Source organism: Rathayibacter sp. AY1B7 (assembly GCF_002932735.1).
Classification (GTDB): domain Bacteria; phylum Actinomycetota; class Actinomycetes; order Actinomycetales; family Microbacteriaceae; genus Rathayibacter.
In genome coordinates this window covers 44,762-65,407 of record NZ_PSWK01000005.1, presented here as the reverse complement: position 1 = coordinate 65,407, position 20,646 = coordinate 44,762, and the positions used below count along the sequence as shown (strand labels likewise).

The window sequence follows — 20,646 nt, the reverse complement described above, 5'->3', positions numbered from 1 at the left end:
TCGGGCGGGCGTCCCGACCGACGCCGCCCGCACGAAGCCGCGCGGAGGCGTCAGTCGACGGCGAGCGGAAGACGACGGCCGGTCAGTCCCCGCGGCCGCGCGGCGAGCGTCGCCGCCAGGGCGTCGATCGCCCGGGCGGCAGGATCCTCCGGATCGCCGACGACGACGGGCACGCCCTCGTCGCCCCCTGCCCGCAGCGCCACGGAGATCGGCAGCGACGCGAGCAGCGGCACCTCGTCGCCCGTCGCAGTGAGCCGACGCGCGACCTCGGCCCCGCCTCCGCTGCCGAAGAGCTCCAGCACCGAGCCGTCGGGCTGCGGAAGCCCCGACATGTTCTCGACCACTCCGACGATGCGCTGACCCGATTGGCGGGCGAGCGCGCCGCTGCGCTCGGCCACGTCGGCGGCCGCCGGCTGCGGGGTGGTGACGATGAGGACCTCCGCATGCGGGAGCAGCTGCCCGATGGAGATCGCCACATCCCCCGTGCCGGGAGGCAGGTCGAGCAGGAGCACGTCGAGGTCGCCGAAGTACACGTCGGTGAGGAACTGGGAGATGGTGCGGTGCAGCATGGGTCCGCGCCAGGAGACGGCCGCCCCCCGGGTGTCGCCCTCGAGGAACATCCCGATCGAGATGACCTTCACGCCGTGCGCCACCGGCGGCAGCATCAGCTCGCCGACGCGGGTGGGCCCCGCGACGCGCCCGTCGTGCATCAGGCCGAGCAGGCCGGGGATGGAGAAGCCGTGCACGTCGGCGTCCACGAGGCCGACCGCGAGCCCCCGCTGAGCGAGGGCGACCGCGAGGTTGGCGGTGACGGTCGACTTGCCGACACCGCCCTTGCCGCTGGTGACCGCGTACACGCGGGTGAGCGAGTCCGGGCCGAAGGGCATGCTCCGGCGCCCGCCTTGGAGGCGCTCGGTGAGGGCGGTGCGCTGCGCCGGCGTCATGACTCCGACCACGACGTCGACCGCCGTGACTCCGGGAGCCGAGGCCGCGGCCTCGCGCACGTCGCGCTCGATCGCGGAGGCGGCCGGGCAGCCGACGATGGTCAGCCGGATCGCGACGCGGACGGCTCCGTCGGCCCCCGCCTCGACCGACTCGAGCATGTCGAGCTCGGTGATGGGCTTCCGGATCTCCGGATCGACGACGCGGGCCAGCGCCGTCCTGACGGCGGTCTCGATGGCGGCGACGTCAGGCATCGCGCCGCTCGGGCTCCTGCGCCCGATCCTTCTCGAGCTCCTCGAGCAGGCCGCGCAGCTCCGAGCGGATGAAGTCCTTGCTCGCCATGTCGCGGATCGCCAGGCGCAGGGCCACGACCTCGCGCGCGAGGTACTCGGTGTCCGCGAGGTTGCGCTCGGCCCGCTGACGGTCCTGCTCGATCTGCACGCGGTCGCGGTCGTCCTGGCGGTTCTGCGCGAGCAGCAGCAGCGGCGCGGCGTAGGAGGCCTGCAGGGAGAGGATCAGCGTCAGCACCGTGAAGCCGAGGGCCTGCGAGTCGAAGCGCGCGTCCGCGGGCCCGTAGGTGTTGAACATCAGCCAGAAGACGCAGAAGATCGTCATCCCGACCAGGAACCACGGCGTGCCCATGCCGCGGGCGAACGACTCGGTCAGGCGGCCGAAGCGGTCGCTGCTCGGGCGGTTCCGCCGCGAGAGGACGCGGGTGCGCAAGCCCTTGGGAGCGTCGAGGCGCCGGTCCTGCTTGGTGTCCCTAGCCACGCGCGCCCCTCCGTCCCCGTCGTGTCCTGCCTGTCGCCGCGGGTGCCGGCGGCACGAGCGGGACGCCCTGCGTCGCCGTCGTCACCGGCTTCCTCGGTTCGTCGTCGTCGCCGTGGCTGCGCCAGTCGTCGGGGAGGAGGTAGTCGAGGACGTCGTCGATGGTCACGACGCCGACGAGGCGGTGGGACGCGTCGACGACGGGCACCGAGACGAGGTTGTAGCTGGCCAGGATCCGGGCGACCTCGGCCGCCGAGGTCTCGGGCGTGATCGGGTCCATGCTCTGGTCGAGCAGGGTGCCGAGGCGCTCGTGCGGCGGGTAGCGGAGCATCCGCTGGAAGTGCACCATGCCGAGGAAGCGGCCGGTCGGCGGCTCGTAGGGCGGCAGTGTGACGCAGACGGCGGCGCCGAGGGCCGGGGCGAGCTCGTGGCGGCGGATGAGGGCGAGACCCTCGGCGACGGTCGCCTCGGAGGAGACGATGATCGGCTCCGTGGTCATCAGACCGCCGGCGGACTCCGGGGCGTAGGTGAGGAGCATGCGGACGTCGTCCGCCTCCTCGGGCTCCATCAGCTCCAGGAGCGCCTCGCCGCGCTCCTCCGAGAGCTGGGCGATCAGGTCGGCCGCGTCGTCCGGCTGCATCTGGTCGAGGACGTCGGCGGCGCGGTCGTCGTCGAGCCGGCCGAGGATCTCGACCTGCTCGCTCTCGGGCATCTCCTCGAGCACGTCCGCGAGGCGGTCGTCCGAGAGCTCGCCGGCGACCTCGAGCATCCGCTGCTGCGGCAGGTCGAGGAGCGTGCTGGCGAGGTCGGCGGGCTTGAGCTCGGAGAGGCTGGCGACGTACTGCTCGGCGGACTGCGCCTCGGTCGAGACGCTCTCGCGGACCTCGCGCCAGCCGGCGAAGGCGGTCGCGCCCTTGGCGAAGGGGGAGGGGCTGGTCTTGGGCCGGCGGACGAAGAGCTGCGCGAGCTCCCACTCGCCGGGAGCGGCCTCCTCGATCGCGACGTCCTCGACGACCGCGTCACCGGAGCCGTCCACGAAGCTCACCCGGCGGCCGAGGAGCTCGGCGATGACGCGGACCTCGCCGCCCCGCTGCTCGAAGCGGCGCACGTTGATGAGCCCGGTGGTGATGATCTGGCCGCTGCCGATGCTGGTGACCCGGCCGATCGACACGAAGACGCGACGGCGCCCGGGGATCTCGACCACCAGGCCGACCACCCGCGGGGCGTCGTTCTGCCGGTAGACCAGGAGCACGTCGCGGACCTTGCCGACGCGATCGCCGGCCGGGTCGAAGACACTGCATCCGGCCAAGCGCGCGACGAAGACTCTGGCGGAACTCACGGCTACAAACCTAGTCCCGTGCAGCCGGGCGGACGCCGAGCGTTCCCGGCTCGCCCTCGGCCGGTTCTCCGAATCCGTTCAGAGACCTTCAAGTGGCCTGTGCGATTCTGTCCGGGTGACTCAGCAGACGCCGTTCAGCGGCCGAGGGCCGGCCTTCCCCACGATCCCGCGCGGGGAGATCCTCGCCACGTTCGACACGTATCAGGAGGCGCAGGCCGCCGTCGACGTGCTCGCCCGCGCCGACTTCCCGGTGCGCCAGCTCGCCATCATTGGCAACGAGCTCAAGAGCGTCGAGCGGGTGACCGGCAAGCTCACCTGGGGCCGCGTCGCCCTCGCCGGAGCGGCCTCCGGCGCCTGGCTCGGTGTCTTCCTGGGCCTCCTGCTCATCATCTTCTCGCCGACGACGGAGTTCTCCTTCCTCATCGCGGCGGTCCTCCTCGGCGCCGGCTTCGGGATGCTCTTCGGGCTCGCCTCCTACGCCGTGAACCGCCGCCGTCGCGACTTCACCTCGACCATGCAGGTGATCGCGACAAGCTACTCCGTGCTCGTGGACCCCGAGGTGGTCAACCGCGCGCGCAACCTGCTCGACGGCGGCACCTCCCCGGCGGAGGCGCCGCAGACGGCCTGGGCTCCGCCGCCCGCCGCGGTCGGCGACCCACAGCCGCAGCCCGTCCGCCCCGAGGACGACCCGCGCTGACGATCCTCCGCGAAGGCCCCCGGTCCGCCGGGGGCCTTCGTCGTTCCGGGGGCGGGGCGGCTCAGGCGGAGCCGACGGGCGGGAGGACGATGTCGACCGCGAGACCCCGGGGGGAGCGGTTGACCAGGGCGACCGTCCCGCCGGCCGAGAGCACGGTGGTGTGCACCAGGGCCAGCCCCAGACCGCTGCCGCCGGAGGCGAGGGTCCGGGAGTCGTCCGGGCGGGAGAAGCGGTCGAAGGCGACCGGGATGAAGGCGTCGGGCATCCCCGGTCCGTCGTCCGAGACGCTGAGCATCAGGCGCCCGTCCGACTGCGAGAGGGAGGCGACGATCATGCCGCCGCCGTTCATCGCCTGGATCGCGTTCCTCACGAGGTTGTCGATCACCCGGCCGAAGTCCTGGGACGCGACCGCGTAGAGCCGCGCCGGTTCGCGCTCGTCGATCTCGTAGTCGATCTCCACCCCCGACTCCGAGGCGAGCAGGCGGGTGCGGTCGACGGCGCCCACCAGCTCGTCGACGAGCTCCGCGAAGGGAGCGGTCGGGCGGACGGTGCGGCTCTCGATGCGCGAGATGTCGAGCAGGGCGGACGCGAGGCGCACGAGCCGGTCGACGCTCTTCTGCGCGTCGAGGATGACCCGGTCGACCGCGACCGGGTCGTCGACGCGATGGTGGGCGATCTCGAGCTGCGCGGAGAGCGCGGCGAGGGGAGTGCGGAGCTCGTGGCTCGCATCCGACACCATCTGCTTCTCCCGGGCCAGCGACGCGGTCTGCTTGGTCAGGAACGCGTTCAGCGTCACCGCGAGCTCGTCGATCTCGTCGCGCGTGCCGACGACCGGGAGCTGGTCGCCCTGCCCGGGCTCGGCGGCGATCTGATCCGCGCGCGCCCGCATCCGGCGCACCGGGGCGAGGGCCGCGCCCGTCAGGATCCACGAGGCGAGCCCGAACGTGACGACGAGGAAGATCGCGGCGTAGACGAGCACGTGGGCGAAGTCGTCGAGGACGAGCTGTGACGCGGCCTGGTCGCGCGCGGAGGCGACCTGCCAGACGCCGCGATCGCTCTCGATGGCCGTGAAGCGGACCAGGTAGCTGCCGTTCGCCGTCGTCACGTCGGCGTACCGGGGCGAGGTGTCGGCGGGCTCCTCCGCCAGAGCGCTGAGCACCTCGCCGCTCAGGCGCGAGGGCATGGTCGAGGTGCTGACGCTCCCGTCGGGAGCGAGGGCGAGGAACAGCTGGCCCGTCGACGAGCCCTGCGTGCGCGGAACGTTGCCCGCCGAGATGTCGCGGCGCACCTCGTCCTCGATCGACATCAGGATCGTCCGCTCGCTGCGGTCGACGATGCCGGTGACCACCTGGTAGAAGAGCAGCGCCGCGAGCGCGAAGAGGGCGGTCGCCACAGCGACCGTTCCCACGGTGATCCTCGCGCGGATCGAGAGCGCGCCGACCCGGCGGCGTGCCGTGCTCATCCGCGACACGGGCTACTCGACCGGGCGGAGGAAGTAGCCCTTGCCGCGGACGGTCACGATGCTGACGCCCGTGTCCTCGGTCGGGAGCTTCTTGCGCAGGTAGCTGACGTACTGGTCGACGATGTTGTTGTCGACGATCTCGCCGCCGCCCCAGATCTCGGAGAGGATCCGCTGGCGGGTCACGACGGAGCCGACGGGAGTGATGAGGAGCTTGAGGAGCTCGAGCTCCTTCGGGCTGACGTGGATGCGCGAGCCGTCGGCGGTGCGCCGGATGCTCGATCCGTCCACGGTGATGCGTCCGACGTCGATCGAGGTGGACATCAGCGACGGGCTGCGGCGCAGGAGGGCCCGGAGGCGCGCGTTGAGCTCGGTGAACGCGAACGGCTTGGTCAGGTAGTCGTCCGCTCCGGCGTCGAGCCCGAAGACGCGGTCCTCGATCGCGTCCCGCGCGGTCAGCAGCATGATCGGCGTGGGCCGGCCGAGCTCGCGGATCCGGCGGCAGATCTCGAAGCCCGACATCGCCGGGAGCATGACGTCCACGATGGCGGCCGAGAACTCGGCGTTGCTGAACGCGACGAGCGCGTCGATGCCGTTCGTGGTCAGCACGGCCTCGTAGCCGGCGTCTTCGAGGCCGCCGACGAGGGCCTCACCCATGGCTGGATCGTCTTCGACGACAAGGATCTTCACGCGCTCACCCTACGGCCCGGCTCCCAGGAGGACGCACTGGGCGGGCCGTGTGTCGATCGGATGCGGGATCGACCCATCCGATCGGCGCTGGGCGACGAATGAGGAGCAACAGACCGCTCGGGGGCGTGGCGGGAGAGGCGCGATCAGTGGCGCATTTCTACTCTTCTCTCCCCGTCGGCCCGATGATCCTGTTCGCGAAGTTCACCTCTACCGTCACCCGAAGGCGGCACAAAATGCTCAATATTCTTTCCATCTGGGTGCGTCTCGCGCTGTCGGTCCTCCTGTGGATCGTCCTTCTTCCCGTCATGCTCGTCCTGCTGCCGTTCCGCACGGGCAGGAGCGCCTCGCTCCCCGCCCTGCGACCGGTGCCGGTTCGCGCACCGACGGTGGCGATCGACACCCGGAGCACCAGCGGCGCGTACTAGGCCCACTTCCCGGTCGTTCCGGGCTCGACGCCCCGCTCCCATGAGCTTCGGCGTCGTCCGCCCACCGATCCCCGACGCCCGAACAGCCTGCCTCTCTCCGCCAGGAGGGGGCGCGGCTGTTCGTCGTTCCCCGGGTCGATCCCGACTGACCGACAGATGTCGATTTCGGCTCCTCTCGATCGCGAGCCGCGTCAAGCCCTTCGCAGAATCTCAGGGACTGGCAATACAGTGCTCGCACATGGTTCACCGATCGGAAGGAACGCGGATGCTCCGCGCCACGCTCGACACCGCTGGGATCCAGCTCGATTCGACCACGGGATCCCCCGTGCGCCCCGACACCCCGGTCTCGGTGGTCGCGTCGGCGCCTCAGAGCCTGATCTCGCGGATGCTCGGACGCCGCCGCTGCGAAGCCTGCGGAGCGGCCTCGGCCCGTCGCCGCGACGGCTTCTGCTCGGCCGACTGCGCCGGCACCTTCCACCTCTACGAGTGAGCCCGACCGGCCGAGTGCCGGTGGTGAACGTCACGAAGGCCCGTGATCGACGATCGCGGGCCTTCGTGCTGTCTCGGGAGTGTCGGAGCGCCGGGTGAGGAGCGCCACGGTCGGACTCGGTCGCCCACCGGGTGACGCCGCTCGGTCCGTGATGGAGGGGTGCGCCTCGAGGGGCGTCGAGCACCGGAGCTGAGCGCCCATGTGCGAGGAAGGAGAGCGGAGGACCGCGGGTGTGCCCCCAGTAGGATTCGAACCTACGCCCCTGCCTCCGGAGGGCAGTGCTCTATCCCCTGAGCTATGGGGGCCAGGAGTGCCTGACCACATTAGCACCCGGGCGGGGCGGGCCCCGACGCCGGGAGCGGTCCTCGCGCATGCCACGATGGAGCCATGCTGCGCACTGTCTCCGCCTCGCTGGATCTGCGTCTGAACGGCCCGACCGACCTGATCTTCCTGGTGGCGGCGACGCCCACGGGCGACTCGTTCGAGGACTCCTTCACCGTCCGGCTCGACGGGCAGGACGTGCCGGTGCGGGAGTTCCCGGCGCGGCACGGCGCCCGCGTGCACCGCGTCGCGGGGAACGAGGGCGACCTGCGGGTCGAGTACCGGGCGCGGGTCGCCGGGCACGGCGCTCCGGACGAGCCGAGCGAGCTCGAGCTCGTCGAGTACCTGCGGCCGAGCCGGTACGCCGAGGCGGACGTGCTCGGAGGGATCGCCCGGCGCGAGTTCGGGCGGGCCCGGGGCTTCGAGGCGCTGACGGCCGTCGAGGAATGGGTGCATGGCCACCTGTCGTACGTCTACGGCTCGACGGTCGGCACCGGGGGAGCGGCGCAGGTCATCGAGAGCGGCCAGGGCGTGTGCCGGGACTTCGCGCACACGGTCGCCGGGCTGCTCCGCGCTCTCGACATCCCCGCCCGGGTGACGGCGGTCTACGCGCCGGGCCTCGAGCCACGCGACTTCCACGCGGTCACGGAGGCCTGGGCCGGCGGCGCCTGGCACGTCGTGGACGCGACCCGGCTGGCTCCGCGCGGGTCGATGCTGCGCATCTCGTCCGGCCGGGACACGGCCGACACCGCGTTCCTCAGCAGCTACCTGACGGACCTGCGCCTGACCGGGATGAGCGTGGAGGCCGACTGCGACGCGGCGCTCGTCGACGACCACGTCTCGCCGGTGCGCCTGGGCTGACGCCGGGGCTCAGCCGGCGAGGACGCCGATCGCCGACCGCACGAGCGGCTCGGGGTCCCCCGGCTCGACGAAGGAGGCGCTGGACGCCTCGATCCAGTACTCGCCGACGAAGGCGTCCGCGACGCCCCGCCCCTCGGTCACCTGGTAGTAGCCCTCGATCTCCGGCGGCTTGCCGTAGGTGGGGACGGCCTTGCTGGTGGTGAAGAACTCGTTCTTGAGCGCCTCGATCACCGCGGGGTCGAGGTGGGCCACGGCCAGCTGCAGCTCGGCGCCCGAATCGTCGGACCATCCGCAGACCAGGCCGTCGTACTGGGCGATCTCCTCGGAGACGGCAGTGGTCCCGATGCCGTCGTCCGGGGAGAATCCGCCCCACAGGCCCGCGAGCGCCGAGGCCGGGACCAGCTGCTCGCAGGCGAGGGGGATCGGCGTGCCGCTGACGGCGCCGCTCGCGCTCGGCTCCGGGTCGGCCGCGGGGGAGCAGCCGGAGAGGGCCGCCGCGGCGAGGGCGACGAGGAGGAGGGCGGCGGGACGGCGCATGCGTCGCACCCTAGCAACGCCGCCCTGCCGAGCGGCTCCGCGGTGCAGGAGGGACGGGGGGCGCGGGCGCGGCGGCCGGTAGAATCGCTCCCCGTGACTCCCGAACAGCTCGCCGCCTCCCTGCACGCCCTCGTCCTCGACGCCGTGCAGCGACGGGGGAGCGATGCGGGCGTCGAGCTCTCGGACGTCGTGCTGGAGCGCCCGAAGAACCGCGACCACGGCGAGTGGGCCTCGAACATCGCGATGAAGCTCGCGAAGCGGGTCGGCGCGAACCCGCGCGAGCTCGCCGCCGAGCTGGCCGAGGGGCTGGGCGCGGTCGAGGGCGTCGCCACGGTCGAGGTCGCCGGTCCCGGCTTCCTCAACGTCCGGCTCGAGGCCGCGGCCGCGGGCGCCCTTGCCGGCGCGATCGTCGAGGCGGGCGAGGCCTACGGCACCGGGTCCGCCTACGCCGGCGTCCGAATGAACCTCGAGTTCGTCTCCGCCAACCCCACCGGCCCCATCCACATCGGCGGGACGCGCTGGGCGGCGGTCGGCGACAGCCTGGCCCGGATGCTCCTCTCGCAGGGCGCCGAGGTGACCCGGGAGTACTACTTCAACGACCACGGCGCGCAGATCGACCGCTTCACGCGGAGCCTCCTCGCCGCCCACCGCGGCGAGCCGACCCCGGAGGACGGCTACGGCGGCGCCTACATCGGCGACATCGCCGAGCGCGTCGCGGCCGCCTACCCGGGCGACCTCGCCGTCCTGCCCGAGGAAGAGCTCGCCGAGACCTTCCGCTCGATCGGCGTCGAGCTGATGTTCGGCGAGATCAAGCAGAGCCTGCACGAGTTCGGCGTCGACTTCGACGTGTACTTCCACGAGAACTCCCTGCACGAGTCGCGTGCCGTCGACCGCGCGATCGAGCGCCTCCGCGAGCTCGGGCACATCTTCGAGGCGGACGGCGCCACCTGGCTGCGGACCACCTCGTTCGGCGACGACCGCGACCGCGTCATCATCAAGAGCGACGGGGAGGCGGCCTACATCGCGGGCGACCTCGCCTACTACCTCGACAAGCGCGAGCGCGGCTTCGATCGGGCGATCATCATGCTCGGCGCCGACCACCACGGCTACATCGGCCGGATGATGGCGATGTGCGCGGCGTTCGGCGACACCCCGGGCGTGAACCTCGAGATCCTGATCGGCCAGCTGGTCAACCTGCTCCGCGACGGCGAGGCGGTCCGGATGTCCAAGCGGGCGGGGACCGTCGTCACGATGGAGGACCTCACGGAGGCCGTCGGCGTGGACGCCGCGCGCTACTCGCTGGTGCGCTCCTCGGCCGACTCGACCCTCGACATCGACCTCGACCTGCTGACCAAGCGGAGCAACGACAACCCCGTCTACTACGTGCAGTACGCCCACGCGCGCACCCGCCAGGTCGCGGCGAAGGCCGCGGCGTCGGGCGTCCCCGTCGAGCCGTTCGCGCCCGAGACGCTGGTGCATCCGACCGAGTCGGCGCTGCTCGGCGGCCTGCAGGAGTTCCCGCGCATCGTGGCGCACGCCGCGGAGCTGCGCGAGCCGCACCGCGTCGCGAGGTACCTCGAGGAGGTCGCCGGCCTCTACCACCGCTGGTACGACAACTGCCGGGTCGTGCCGCAGGGCGAGGACCCGGTCGAGTCCGTGCACTCGACCCGGCTGCGCCTGAACGAGGCGACCGGGCAGGTGCTCCGCAACGGGCTCTCCCTGCTGGGCGTCACGGCCCCGGACCGGATGTGAGCGCGTCGGGGGCGGCGCCGCGGCGCCGGCGCGGGGGACGCGCGGCCGTGGTGGTCGTCGTGGTGCTGGTGCTGCTCGTGGTCGCGGCGGTGGTGGGCGACTCGCTCGCCCGCCGCGCCGTCGCGGACCGCGCCGCCGCGAGCCTCCGCGAGGCGCTCGCACTGCCCGCGGACCGGGCGGTGGACGTCGACGTCGCCGGCTGGGCCGTGCTCCCGCAGCTCGTCTCGGGGCGGCTGGACCGGCTCGACCTGCGCAGCCCGGACGTGACGTTCGGCGAGCTCGACGGCGACGTCGCCGCGACCCTGATCGGGGTGCCGGTGAGCGGCGTCGGAGCTGTCGAGTCGGGCAGCACGACGGTCGCGATCGACGCGGCCTCGGTCTCGCGGCTCGTCACCGAGCGCAGCACCGTTCCTGTCGACGAGGTGACCCTGGACGCTCCGCTCGTGCGCGTGACCGCCTCCGTCGAGGTGCTGGGTCTCCGGCTCGGCGCGGGCGTGGGGATGGAGCTCGCCGCCGTGGACGGCGCCATCCGGCTGACCCCGGCCGAGGTCTCCGCCGCCGGTGCGACCTTCTCGGCGACCGACTTCCGCGACCGCTTCGGCGCCGTCTCCGGCGACCTGCTCGCTCCGTCCTCCGTGTGCATCGCGGACTCGGTGCCGCGCGGACTGACGCTGACCGGAGTCGAGGTCGCCGACGAGTCGCTGAACGCGAGCTTCGCGCTCTCTCCGACGTTCCTCAGCGACCCCGCGGAGCAGGAACCGGGCACGTGCGCCTGAGCCCGCGCGGCGCCGCCGCCCCGGACCGGTAGGATCGGAGCCCTGTGCCGGCGTCTTCCGCGGGCCGAACACTGACATCGCTGGCTTCAGGGGTCAATCCGGACCCGCTCGCCCCGCAGTGACGCTCCCACTCTCTCCTGTGAGGTCTCACCCGTGGACACCGTCGACGCCCGCGCCCGCGCCCCCCGGCATCCGCTCGCGCCTGAGTGGCTGCACACGCCCGCCGACCCGAACGCCCTGGCCGACGGCGTGTGGCCGGACAGCGCCGAGCGCGGCGAGGACGGCGGGATCCGGATCGCCGGAGTGCCCGTCGCCGAGCTGGTGCGCGAGCACGGCACTCCTCTCTACGTGGTGGACGAGGCCGACGCCCGCCGCCGGGCCGTCGAGATGCGCGAGGTCTTCGCCCGCGAGCTCGGCCGCATCGGCACCGGCGTCACGGTCTACTACGCGGGCAAGGCGTTCCTCTCGACCGAGGTCGCCCGCTGGATGCGCGACGAGGGGCTGAACCTCGACCTCTCCAGCGGCGGCGAGATGGCAGTGGCCCTCGCCGCCGGGATCGAGCCCGAGCGCTTCGGCCTCCACGGCAACAACAAGTCGCTCCGCGAGATCGACAGGGCCGTCGAGGTGGGCGCGGGCACGATCGTGCTCGACAGCCTCGTCGAGATCGAGCGCGTCGCAGCCGCGGCCGAGCGGCACGGCCGCGTGCAGGCGGTGCGCCTCCGGGTCAACAGCGGAGTGCACGCGCACACCCACGAGTTCCTCGCCACGGCGCACGAGGACCAGAAGTTCGGCCTCGCACTCGCCGACTGCCCGGCCGCGGTCGCCCGCATCCGCTCCTTCTCCTCCCTGCGGTTCCTCGGGCTGCACTGCCACATCGGATCCCAGATCTTCGGCTCCGCCGGGTTCGCGGAGTCGGCGTCGCGCCTGCTCGACGTCCACGCGGCACTGCTCGCGGACGGGCCCGTGCCGGAGCTCAACCTCGGCGGCGGCTTCGGCATCGCGTACACCAGTGCCGACGACCCGACCCCGATCGCCGAGATCGCGGCCGCCGTCGCCGACGCGGTGGCCGAACAGTGCTCCGCCCGCGGCGTCCCGGTGCCGCACATCGCGATCGAGCCCGGCCGCTCGCTGATCGGGCCCGCCGGCGTCACCCTCTACGAGGTGGGCACCGTGAAGGACGTGACGGTCGGCTCCGAGGGCTCGACCGCGGTCCGCCGCTACGTCAGCGTCGACGGCGGCATGAGCGACAACGCCCGTCCGGCGCTCTACGGCGCCGACTACACGGCGCGGATCGCCGACCGCTCCTCCTCGGCCGAGCCCGCCCTCGTGCGGGTGGCCGGGAAGCACTGCGAGTCGGGCGACATCGTCGTCCACGACGACTTCCTGCCCGCGGACGTGCGGCCGGGCGACCTGCTCGCCGTCGCCGCGACCGGCGCCTACTGCTGGTCGCTCGCCAGCAACTACAACTACCTCGGGCGCCCCCCGGTGGTCGCCGTCCGCGACGGGCGCTCGCGCGTCCTCGTGCGCGGCGAGACCGAGGAGGACCTCCTCCGCCGCGACGCCGGCATCGAACGAAAGGCCACCTCCCGATGATCGAGTACCGCAGCCTCCGCGTCGCCCTGCTGGGCGCCGGGTCCGTCGGTGCCCAGGTGGCGCGCCTCCTGCTCGACCACGGCGACGAGCTCGCCCAGCGCGTGGGGGCGCCGCTGGAGCTCGTAGGCGTGGCCGTCAGGGACGTGGACGCGCCCCGCACCGCCGACATCCCGAAGCACCTGCTCACCACCGACGCCGAGTCGCTGATCCTGGGCGCCGACATCGTGGTCGAGCTGATCGGCGGGCTCGAGCCCGCCCGCAGCCACATCCTCACGGCGATCTCGTCGGGCGCGGACGTGATCACGGCCAACAAGGCGCTGCTCGCCGCCCACGGCAACGAGCTCTTCGAGGCCGCCGACCAGGTGGGCGCCCAGCTCAACTACGAGGCGGCCGTCGCCGGCGCGATCCCGATCATCCGGCCGCTGCGCGACAGCCTCGCCGGCGACCGGGTCCACCGCATCCTCGGCATCGTCAACGGCACGACCAACTACATCCTCGACCGGATGGACACCGAGCACGCGAGCCTCGAGGACGCGCTCGCCCGCGCGACCGAGCTCGGCTACGCCGAGTCCGACCCGACCGCCGACATCGAGGGCTACGACGCGGCGCAGAAGGCGGCGATCCTCGCCCGCCTCGCTTTCCACACCGACGTCCCGGTCACCCTGGTGCACCGCGAGGGCATCACCGGCATCACGAAGGCGCAGGTCGACCAGGCCCGCGACTCCGGCTACGTGATCAAGCTGCTCGCGATCTGCGAGCGGCTGACCGACGCCAAGACCGGCGTGGAGGGCGTGTCCGCGCGGGTCTACCCCGCGCTCGTGCACCGCTCCCACCCGCTCGCGGCCGTGCACGGGGCCAACAACGCGGTCTTCGTCGAGGCGGAGGCGGCCGGCGACCTGATGTTCTACGGCGCCGGCGCCGGCGGGATCGAGACGGCCTCCGCCGTCCTCGGCGACGTCGTGTCGGCCGCCCGCCGCCACGTCGTCGGCGGCCCCGGCCTGGTGACCAGCGCGAGCTCCGGGCTCGCGGTCCTCCCGATCGGCCACGTCACCACCCGGTACCAGGTCACCCTCGAGGTGCTCGACCGCCCCGGCGTGCTCGCGCAGATCGCGGGCGTCTTCGCCGACCACGGCGTCTCGGTCGAGACCCTGGTGCAGACCCCGCCCGGCGCCGACCCGCTGGAGGAGCAGGGCGGTGCGGAGCGGCGCGAGCCGACCGCTACCCTGGTCATCGGCACGCACGCCGCGGCGGAATCCGATCTGGCGGCCACCGTCACCGCCCTCCATTCGCATGGTTTCGTCGGCGCCGTGACGTCCGTTCTACGAGTTGAAGGAGCCTGAGATGGCCAAGCAGTGGCGCGGAGTCCTGCACGAGTACGCGGACCGCCTCGATGTCACCGAGGCGACCCCGGTCATCACTCTCGGCGAGGGCGGTACGCCGCTCATCCCCGCGGCGGCCCTCTCGGCGCGCACGGGCGCGAAGGTGTGGGTCAAGTACGAGGGCATGAACCCGACCGGCTCCTTCAAGGACCGCGGCATGACCATGGCGATCTCGAAGGCCGTCGAGCACGGCGCGAAGGCCGTCATCTGCGCTTCGACCGGCAACACCTCCGCGTCGGCCGCCGCCTACGCGACGCACGCCGGCATCACCGCGGCCGTCCTGGTGCCGGAGGGCAAGATCGCCCTGGGCAAGCTCAGCCAGGCGATCGCGCACAACGCGCAGCTGCTGCAGGTGCAGGGCAACTTCGACGACTGCCTCGACATCGCCCGCGACCTCGCGAAGAACTACCCGGTCCACCTGGTCAACTCGGTGAACCCGGACCGCATCGCCGGCCAGAAGACCGCGGCCTTCGAGGTCGTCGAGGTGCTGGGCGACGCGCCGGACTTCCACATCGTCCCGGTCGGCAACGCGGGCAACTACACCGCCTACTTCCGCGGCTACTCGGAGGAGCTGGAGCGCGGCGAGTCGACCCGCCTCCCGCGCATGTTCGGCTTCCAGGCCGAGGGCTCCGCTCCGATCGTGCACGGCGCCCCGGTCCGCCACCCCGAGACGATCGCCAGCGCGATCCGGATCGGCAACCCGGCCTCGTGGGAGCTCGCCCTCAACGCGCGCGCCGTCAGCGACGGCTACTTCGGCGCGATCAGCGACGAGAAGATCCTCGAGGCGTACCGCATCCTCGCGGGCGAGGTCGGCGTCTTCGTCGAGCCGGCGTCGGCGATCAGCGTCGCGGGGCTCCTCGAGCGCGCCGAGGCCGGAGCGATCCCGAAGGACGCGACCGTCGTCCTGACGGTCACCGGCCACGGGCTCAAGGACCCGCAGTGGGCGCTCCGCACGGCCGACGGCGCGGACATCACGCCGACCGTCGTCCCGGTCGATACCGCCGCGATCGCGGACGTGCTGGGGCTGGCCGGCGCATGACCTCGGCGGTTCCCGTCGGCCGCACCGTCCACGTCAAGGTCCCCGCCACCTCGGCGAACCTGGGCCCCGGCTTCGACACGCTCGGCCTGGCGCTCTCGTTCTACGACGAGCTCGACGTGACGGCCGTCGCGGCCACGGGTGCGCGGGTCACCGTGCACGGAGTCGGCGAGGGCGAGGTGGCGACCGACGAGACGAACCTCGTCGTGCAGGCCATCGCGTACACGTTCGCCGACCAGCGGCAGGAGATGCCCGGCATCGAGGTGATCGCGCGCAACATCATCCCGCACGGCCGCGGGATGGGCTCGTCCGGCGCCGCGATCGTCTCCGGCATCATGGCCGCGAAGGGCCTGCTCGAGGGCGTCGTCGAGCTCGACTCGGACGACCTCCTCCGCATCGCCACCGAGATGGAGGGGCACCCCGACAACGTGGCGCCCGCACTGTTCGGCGGCCTCACCATCGCCTGGGTCGAGCCGCACGCCTCCGGCGCCGACGACTCGCCGCTGCGACCGCGCTCCAAGAAGCTCATGGTCCACCGCGGCGTGTCCCCGGTCGTCTTCGTGCCCGAGCACACCATGTCGACGCGGCTGGCACGCTCGCTGCAGCCGCAGAGCGTGCCGCACGAGGACGCGGTGTTCAACGTCTCGCGCTCCTCGCTCCTGATCGCCGCCCTCATCCAGAGCCCGGAGCTGCTGTTCGCGGCGACCGAGGACAAGCTGCACCAGAACTACCGCGCGGCCGCCATGCCCGAGACCTCAGCGCTGATCGCGCTGCTGCGCTCGCACGGCTACGCGGCGGTCGTCTCTGGTGCCGGACCGAGCGTCCTGGTGCTCTGCAGCGACCCCGCGCAGCGCCTCGCCGCCGCGGATCTGGTGGAGCGGGAGGCCCCCACGCCGTGGCGCGCGCACATGCTGGCCGTCGACTTCAAGGGTGCTACAGTGGGGACCGCATCCCGAGGAACCGCGTAACGAGCGGAATCTGTCCGACGGATCGTCCCGACAACCACGGCCATCACATCGTGTGAAGGGCGCCCCTGCTCCTCTTGCAGACCGGCGCCTGGTCTCCGGACCCTCTCCTCGCTCTCTGCGGCAGTCGGTCCCGGCGGCCGAGAGCATCGCGTGGATCAGAACACGCGATGGCACCGCACGGTCGATGAGCTCTCCCGGTGAGCACTCGTTCCCGGGGGGAAGGAACCCTCTCCAGTGACAGACGTCAACACCCACGGCTCGGCCGTGGACCTCACCGCCGACCTCTCCGGTCTGCGCGTCGCCGAGCTCCAGGCTCTCGCGACGCGGCTCGGCCTCGGCGGCGCCTCCAAGCTCCGCAAGGGCGAGCTGGTCCAGGCCATCTCGGACCTGCGCGCCGCCTCCGCCGAGGACGCGCCCGCCGCGATCGCCGACGCGGTCGCTCCGGACGACGCAGCGGTCGCCCCGGACGTCGACGCCACCGGCGTCGAGGCCGAGCCAGCCGATGTGGCCGAGCAGTCCGCTCCGCAGCCCGAGGCGCCGGCGGAGCTGCCGACGCCCGTCGAGAGCACCGAGGCCGACACGGCCGACGTCCTCGAGCAGGCCGCGCCCATAGTCGACGAGCCCTCCGCGACGGCCGCCGAGTCGGCCCCCGTCGAGCTCGAGCTCCCCGCGGCGGCCGAGCCGGTCGCCGAGCCCGCCGAGCGCGCGCCCCGCCGACGCAGCTCGCGCCGCGCCTCCAGCGGCACCGTCGCCGCCGGCGAGCACCTCAACATCCCCGGCGGGACCGGCGTGGAGTCGCTGATCCCCGACCTCCCCGTCATCGAGCAGGACCGCGACGCCGACCAGGCTGCGAAGCCCGTCATCGACATCGAGCTGCCCAACGGGCCGGAGTCGGACGACTCCTCCCGCGAGGGCGGCCAGCGCGAGCGCCGCGGACGCCGCCGCAGCCGCGGGGGCGCCTCCGAGCAGGCCGAGCAGGCGCCCGCCGAGAACGACGCCGACTCCTCCGAATCCGGCGACCAGCAGGAGCAGCAGGGCGGAGACCAGCAGCAGAACGGCGACCAGCAGGGCACCGGCCGCGGCCGCAACCGACGCAACCGGAACCGCAACCGCGGGGACGACCGCCAGAACGACGCTCAGCAGAGCCCCGCCGCGCAGTCCCAGCCGCAGAACGGCCAAGGCGCGCGCGGCGCCGCGCAGTCCGAGGGCCAGCAGGCTCCTCAGCAGAACGGCTCCGGACAGCCCCAGAACGGCCAGCAGGCCGAGGGCGAGGACGGCCGCCGCAGCCGCTACCGCGACCGAAAGCGCCGCGGCGGAGCGATCGGCGACGACTTCGAGCCCGAGATCGGCGAGGACGACGTCCTCATCCCGGTCGCCGGCATCCTCGACGTCCTCGACAACTACGCCTTCGTGCGCACCACCGGGTACCTGCCCGGCGTCAGCGACGTCTACGTCTCCCTCGGCCAGGTCAAGAAGTACAACCTGCGCAAGGGCGACGCGGTCGTCGGCGCCATCCGCCAGCCCCGCGAGGGCGAGGGCGGCGGCCGCCAGAAGTACAACGCGATCGTCCGCGTCGACTCGATCAACGGCCAGACCGTCGAGGAGGCCGCTGCGCGCGTCGAGTTCCAGAAGCTCACGCCGCTCTACCCGACCGAGCGCCTGCGCCTCGAGACGGAGCCCGGCAAGCTGACCCAGCGGATCATCGACCTGGTCGCCCCGATCGGCAAGGGACAGCGCGGCCTGATCGTCGCGCCGCCCAAGGCCGGCAAGACCATCGTCCTGCAGCAGATCGCCAACGCGATCGTGCAGAACAACCCCGAGGTCCACCTGATGGTCGTCCTGGTCGACGAGCGTCCGGAGGAGGTCACCGACATGCAGCGCACCGTGCGCGGCGAGGTCGTCGCCTCCACCTTCGACCGCCCGGCCGAGGACCACACGACCGTCGCCGAGCTCGCGATCGAGCGCGCGAAGCGCCTGGTCGAGCTGGGCCACGACGTGGTCGTGCTGCTCGACTCCATCACCCGTCTCGGCCGCGCCTACAACGTGACCGCTCCTCCCTCGGGCCGCGTGCTCTCGGGCGGCGTGGACGCCTCGGCGCTGTACCCGCCGAAGAAGTTCTTCGGAGCGGCGCGCAACATCGAGAACGGCGGCTCGCTCACCATCCTCGCGACGGCGCTCATCGAGACCGGCTCGAAGATGGACGAGGTGATCTTCGAGGAGTTCAAGGGCACCGGCAACATGGAGCTCCGCCTCTCCCGTCACCTCGCCGACAAGCGGATCTTCCCCGCCGTCGACGTGAACGCCTCCGGCACGCGCCGCGAGGAGATGCTGCTCAGCGCCGACGAGGTCAAGATCACCTGGAAGCTGCGCCGCGCCCTCGCCGGGCTCGACCAGCAGCAGGCGCTCGAGATCATCCTGTCGCGCCTGAAGGAGACCTCGTCCAACGTCGAGTTCCTCATGCAGGTCTCGAAGTCGGCCGTCGGCCCGGCCACCGCCGGCCACGGCAACGGCCACCACTAGCGCCCCGACGTCCGCGGTCGCCCCTGTCACCGGGGGCGGCCGCGGACGTTTTCGCGTCCCCGGGCGATGAGCCCGACCCCGACCACCTCCGGAAGCCAGGACCCCATGTTCGAATCCGTCAGCGTCCTCCTCGCCGAGCACGAGGACCTGCAGACGCAGCTCTCCGACCCGGCCCTCCACGCCGATGCCGCCCGCGCCAAGAAGGTCAACCGGCGCTACGCGGAGCTGAGCCAGATCAAGGCGGCCCACTCCGCCTGGATCGAGGCCGGCGAGGACCTCGAGGCCGCGCGCGAGCTCGCCCGCGAGGACGAGGCCTTCGCGGAGGAGGTCCCCGAGCTGGAGGAGTCGCTGCGGGTGGCGCAGGAGAAGCTGCGGCGCCTGCTCATCCCGCGCGACCCCGACGACGGCCGGGACGTCATCATGGAGATCAAGGGCGGCGAGGGCGGAGCCGAGAGCGCGCTGTTCGCGGCCGACCTCCTCCGGATGTATCTCCACTACGCCGAGGCGAAGGGCTGGAAGACGGAGATCCTCGACCGCGACGAGTCCGACCTCGGCGGCTACAAGAACGTGCAGGTCGCGATCAAGAGCAACGCCACCGATCCCTCGCAGGGCGTGTGGGCGCACCTCAAGTACGAGGGCGGCGTGCACCGGGTGCAGCGCGTCCCCGTGACCGAGTCGCAGGGGCGGATCCACACCTCGACCACGGGCGTGCTCGTGTTCCCCGAGGTGGACGCGCCCGAGGAGGTCGCGATCAACCAGAACGACCTGAAGATCGACGTCTACCGCTCCTCCGGTCCCGGCGGGCAGTCCGTCAACACGACCGACTCCGCCGTGCGGATCACCCACCTCCCGACCGGCATCGTCGTGTCGATGCAGAACGAGAAGAGCCAGCTGCAGAACCGTGAAGCGGGCATGCGCGTGCTGCGCGCCCGCATCCTGGCCCGCCAGCAGGAGGAGATCGCCGCGGCGGCCTCGGACGCGCGCAAGACGCAGATCCGCACGATGGACCGCTCCGAGCGCATCCGGACCTACAACTTCCCCGAGAACCGCATCGCCGACCACCGCACCGGCTACAAGGCGTACAACCTCGACGGAGTGATGAACGGCGCGCTCGACCCGGTGGTGGAGAGCGCCATCCAGGCCGACGAGGAGGCCCGCCTGGCCGACATCGGCTCCGAGGAGGCGTGACCCTCGTGACCACCGGCGTCGACGCGCGCACCCTCCTCGCGGACGCGGTCGCCCGCCTCGCCGCCGCCCGCGTCCCCACACCGGACGTCGACGCGGAGCTGCTTCTCGGGCACCTGCTCGGGCTCGGCCGCGGCCGGCTGCAGGCGCGCCTCATCACGGGGCTGACCGTCGACGACGAGCACGCCGCGGCGTTCGCGAGCGTGATCGAGCGCCGGTCGGCTCGCGAGCCGCTGCAGCACATCACCGGGATCGCGCCGTTCCGCTCGCTCGAGCTCGCGGTCGGACCCGGCGTGTTCGTCCCGCGACCCGAGACCGAGGGCGTCGCGCAGATCGCGATCGACGCGCTCCGCGCGGTCGTCGATCCGGAGCCGATCGCCGTCGACCTCGGCACGGGCAGCGGAGCCCTGGCGCTCGCGCTTGCGCACGAGGTGCCGCACGCGCGCGTGATCGGCGTGGAGAACGCTCCCGAGGCGTTCATCTGGGCCCGCGGCAACCGCGAGCGGCTCGGGCTCGAGAACGCCCGCATCGTCTTCGACGACCTCGCCCGGGCACTTCCCGAGCTGGACGGCACCGTCTCCGTCGTCGTCTCCAACCCGCCCTACATCCCGGCCGCCGCCGTCCCGCGCGACCCGGAGGTGCGCCTGTTCGACCCGCCCTCGGCGCTCTACGGCGGCGAGGACGGCCTGGACGTCGTCCGCTCGCTCTCGGCGACCGCCCTCCGCCTGCTCCGCTCCGGGGGAGTGCTGGTGATGGAGCACGGCGAGCTGCAGGGCGCCGATATCCGCGCCCTGCTCACTGCCGACGGCTGGCGCGGAGCGACCACGCAGCGCGACCTCACCGGCCGCGACCGCGCGACGGTGGCGGTGCGCTGAGGCGTCGCGGAGCTCTGCTAGCCTCAGCGGCGA

Annotated in this window: 19 protein-coding genes and 1 tRNA gene; 13 read left to right on the top strand and 7 right to left on the bottom strand. The window is 72.6% G+C overall.

Translation table 11 applies throughout. From position 1 onward, the window contains the following. Positions 1 to 50 precede the first annotated feature (50 nt). From C5C95_RS04475 to C5C95_RS04465, 3 genes are read right to left on the bottom strand one after another with little or no spacing between them, the layout of a single operon-like run. Entirely contained in the window at positions 51 to 1,196 is a 1,146-nt protein-coding gene (locus C5C95_RS04475) for an Mrp/NBP35 family ATP-binding protein (RefSeq protein WP_104323897.1), read from the bottom strand. Then, positions 1,189 to 1,713: a DUF1003 domain-containing protein gene (locus C5C95_RS04470; protein WP_104222991.1), complete on the bottom strand. Its 525-nt coding sequence runs from the start codon at positions 1,711 to 1,713 to the stop codon at positions 1,189 to 1,191. Before C5C95_RS04470 ends, C5C95_RS04475 begins: the two co-directional genes overlap by 8 nt. Beyond that, complete coding sequence (locus C5C95_RS04465) at positions 1,706 to 3,049, bottom strand: magnesium transporter MgtE N-terminal domain-containing protein (protein WP_104225554.1); 1,344 nt, start codon at positions 3,047 to 3,049, stop codon at positions 1,706 to 1,708. The genes C5C95_RS04470 and C5C95_RS04465 overlap by 8 nt, the downstream gene beginning before the upstream one ends. Positions 3,050 to 3,164: 115 nt before the next feature. Between C5C95_RS04465 and C5C95_RS04460 the strand changes: the two genes are divergently transcribed. Beyond that, positions 3,165 to 3,746: a general stress protein gene (locus C5C95_RS04460; RefSeq protein WP_258063423.1), complete on the top strand. Its 582-nt coding sequence runs from the start codon at positions 3,165 to 3,167 to the stop codon at positions 3,744 to 3,746. Positions 3,747 to 3,807: 61 nt separating this feature from the next. On the opposite strand, the gene C5C95_RS04455 is transcribed toward C5C95_RS04460, so the two are convergent. Both C5C95_RS04455 and C5C95_RS04450 read right to left on the bottom strand, forming a co-directional pair. Further along, on the bottom strand, positions 3,808 to 5,208 hold the full coding sequence (locus C5C95_RS04455; protein ID WP_146076469.1) for a cell wall metabolism sensor histidine kinase WalK: 1,401 nt from the start codon (positions 5,206 to 5,208) through the stop codon (positions 3,808 to 3,810). A 12-nt stretch (positions 5,209 to 5,220) separates the two neighbouring features. Further along, positions 5,221 to 5,895 carry a response regulator transcription factor gene (locus C5C95_RS04450; protein WP_258059273.1) on the bottom strand — a complete coding sequence of 225 codons (675 nt, stop codon included), beginning with the start codon at positions 5,893 to 5,895 and terminating at the stop codon, positions 5,221 to 5,223. A 182-nt stretch (positions 5,896 to 6,077) separates the two neighbouring features. On the opposite strand from C5C95_RS04450, the gene C5C95_RS04445 reads away from it, so the two are divergent. Continuing rightward, positions 6,078 to 6,320 (top strand): hypothetical protein, encoded by a 243-nt coding sequence (locus tag C5C95_RS04445; protein ID WP_146087047.1) that lies wholly within the window; start codon positions 6,078 to 6,080, stop codon positions 6,318 to 6,320. A gap of 265 nt (positions 6,321 to 6,585) precedes the next feature. Then, positions 6,586 to 6,810: a hypothetical protein gene (locus tag C5C95_RS04440; RefSeq protein ID WP_104222996.1), complete on the top strand. Its 225-nt coding sequence runs from the start codon at positions 6,586 to 6,588 to the stop codon at positions 6,808 to 6,810. 233 nt (positions 6,811 to 7,043) lie between these two features. Here C5C95_RS04440 and C5C95_RS04435 read toward each other — a convergent pair. Further along, positions 7,044 to 7,115, bottom strand: a tRNA-Arg gene (locus C5C95_RS04435). Positions 7,116 to 7,197: 82 nt separating this feature from the next. On the opposite strand from C5C95_RS04435, the gene C5C95_RS04430 reads away from it, so the two are divergent. Continuing rightward, on the top strand, positions 7,198 to 7,992 hold the full coding sequence (locus C5C95_RS04430) for a transglutaminase family protein (RefSeq protein WP_104323895.1): 795 nt from the start codon (positions 7,198 to 7,200) through the stop codon (positions 7,990 to 7,992). Positions 7,993 to 8,001: 9 nt separating this feature from the next. Here C5C95_RS04430 and C5C95_RS04425 read toward each other — a convergent pair whose 3' ends face one another. Continuing rightward, complete coding sequence (locus tag C5C95_RS04425; protein ID WP_104225558.1) at positions 8,002 to 8,529, bottom strand: hypothetical protein; 528 nt, start codon at positions 8,527 to 8,529, stop codon at positions 8,002 to 8,004. 93 nt (positions 8,530 to 8,622) lie between these two features. Here C5C95_RS04425 and argS point away from each other — a divergent pair, with 93 nt between their 5' ends. The 9 genes from argS (at position 8,623) to prmC (ending at position 20,613) form a co-directional block, all read left to right on the top strand. Next, positions 8,623 to 10,281, top strand: a complete 1,659-nt coding sequence (gene argS, locus C5C95_RS04420; RefSeq protein ID WP_104323894.1) for an arginine--tRNA ligase — start codon at positions 8,623 to 8,625, stop codon at positions 10,279 to 10,281. A 47-nt stretch (positions 10,282 to 10,328) separates the two neighbouring features. After that, a complete protein-coding gene (locus tag C5C95_RS04415; protein ID WP_181125555.1) occupies positions 10,329 to 11,057 on the top strand; it encodes an LmeA family phospholipid-binding protein in 729 nt (242 codons plus the stop codon). A gap of 153 nt (positions 11,058 to 11,210) precedes the next feature. Next, positions 11,211 to 12,650, top strand: a complete 1,440-nt coding sequence (gene lysA / locus C5C95_RS04410) for a diaminopimelate decarboxylase (protein WP_104225560.1) — start codon at positions 11,211 to 11,213, stop codon at positions 12,648 to 12,650. Next, positions 12,647 to 13,990 carry a homoserine dehydrogenase gene (locus C5C95_RS04405; RefSeq protein WP_104223002.1) on the top strand — a complete coding sequence of 448 codons (1,344 nt, stop codon included), beginning with the start codon at positions 12,647 to 12,649 and terminating at the stop codon, positions 13,988 to 13,990. The genes lysA and C5C95_RS04405 overlap by 4 nt, the downstream gene beginning before the upstream one ends. Before the next feature lies 1 nt (position 13,991). Then, positions 13,992 to 15,068 carry a threonine synthase gene (gene thrC / locus C5C95_RS04400; RefSeq protein ID WP_104323892.1) on the top strand — a complete coding sequence of 359 codons (1,077 nt, stop codon included), beginning with the start codon at positions 13,992 to 13,994 and terminating at the stop codon, positions 15,066 to 15,068. After that, positions 15,065 to 16,033, top strand: a complete 969-nt coding sequence (gene thrB, locus C5C95_RS04395; RefSeq protein ID WP_104223004.1) for a homoserine kinase — start codon at positions 15,065 to 15,067, stop codon at positions 16,031 to 16,033. Before thrC ends, thrB begins: the two co-directional genes overlap by 4 nt. A 234-nt stretch (positions 16,034 to 16,267) precedes the next feature. Beyond that, positions 16,268 to 18,553, top strand: coding sequence for a transcription termination factor Rho (gene rho / locus C5C95_RS04390; RefSeq protein ID WP_104323891.1), 2,286 nt, complete (start codon positions 16,268 to 16,270; stop codon positions 18,551 to 18,553). 105 nt (positions 18,554 to 18,658) lie between these two features. Further along, positions 18,659 to 19,741, top strand: coding sequence for a peptide chain release factor 1 (prfA, locus tag C5C95_RS04385; protein ID WP_104257071.1), 1,083 nt, complete (start codon positions 18,659 to 18,661; stop codon positions 19,739 to 19,741). Further along, positions 19,738 to 20,613 carry a peptide chain release factor N(5)-glutamine methyltransferase gene (gene prmC / locus C5C95_RS04380; RefSeq protein WP_104223007.1) on the top strand — a complete coding sequence of 292 codons (876 nt, stop codon included), beginning with the start codon at positions 19,738 to 19,740 and terminating at the stop codon, positions 20,611 to 20,613. The genes prfA and prmC overlap by 4 nt, the downstream gene beginning before the upstream one ends. The last annotated feature ends 33 nt before the right edge of the window (positions 20,614 to 20,646 follow it).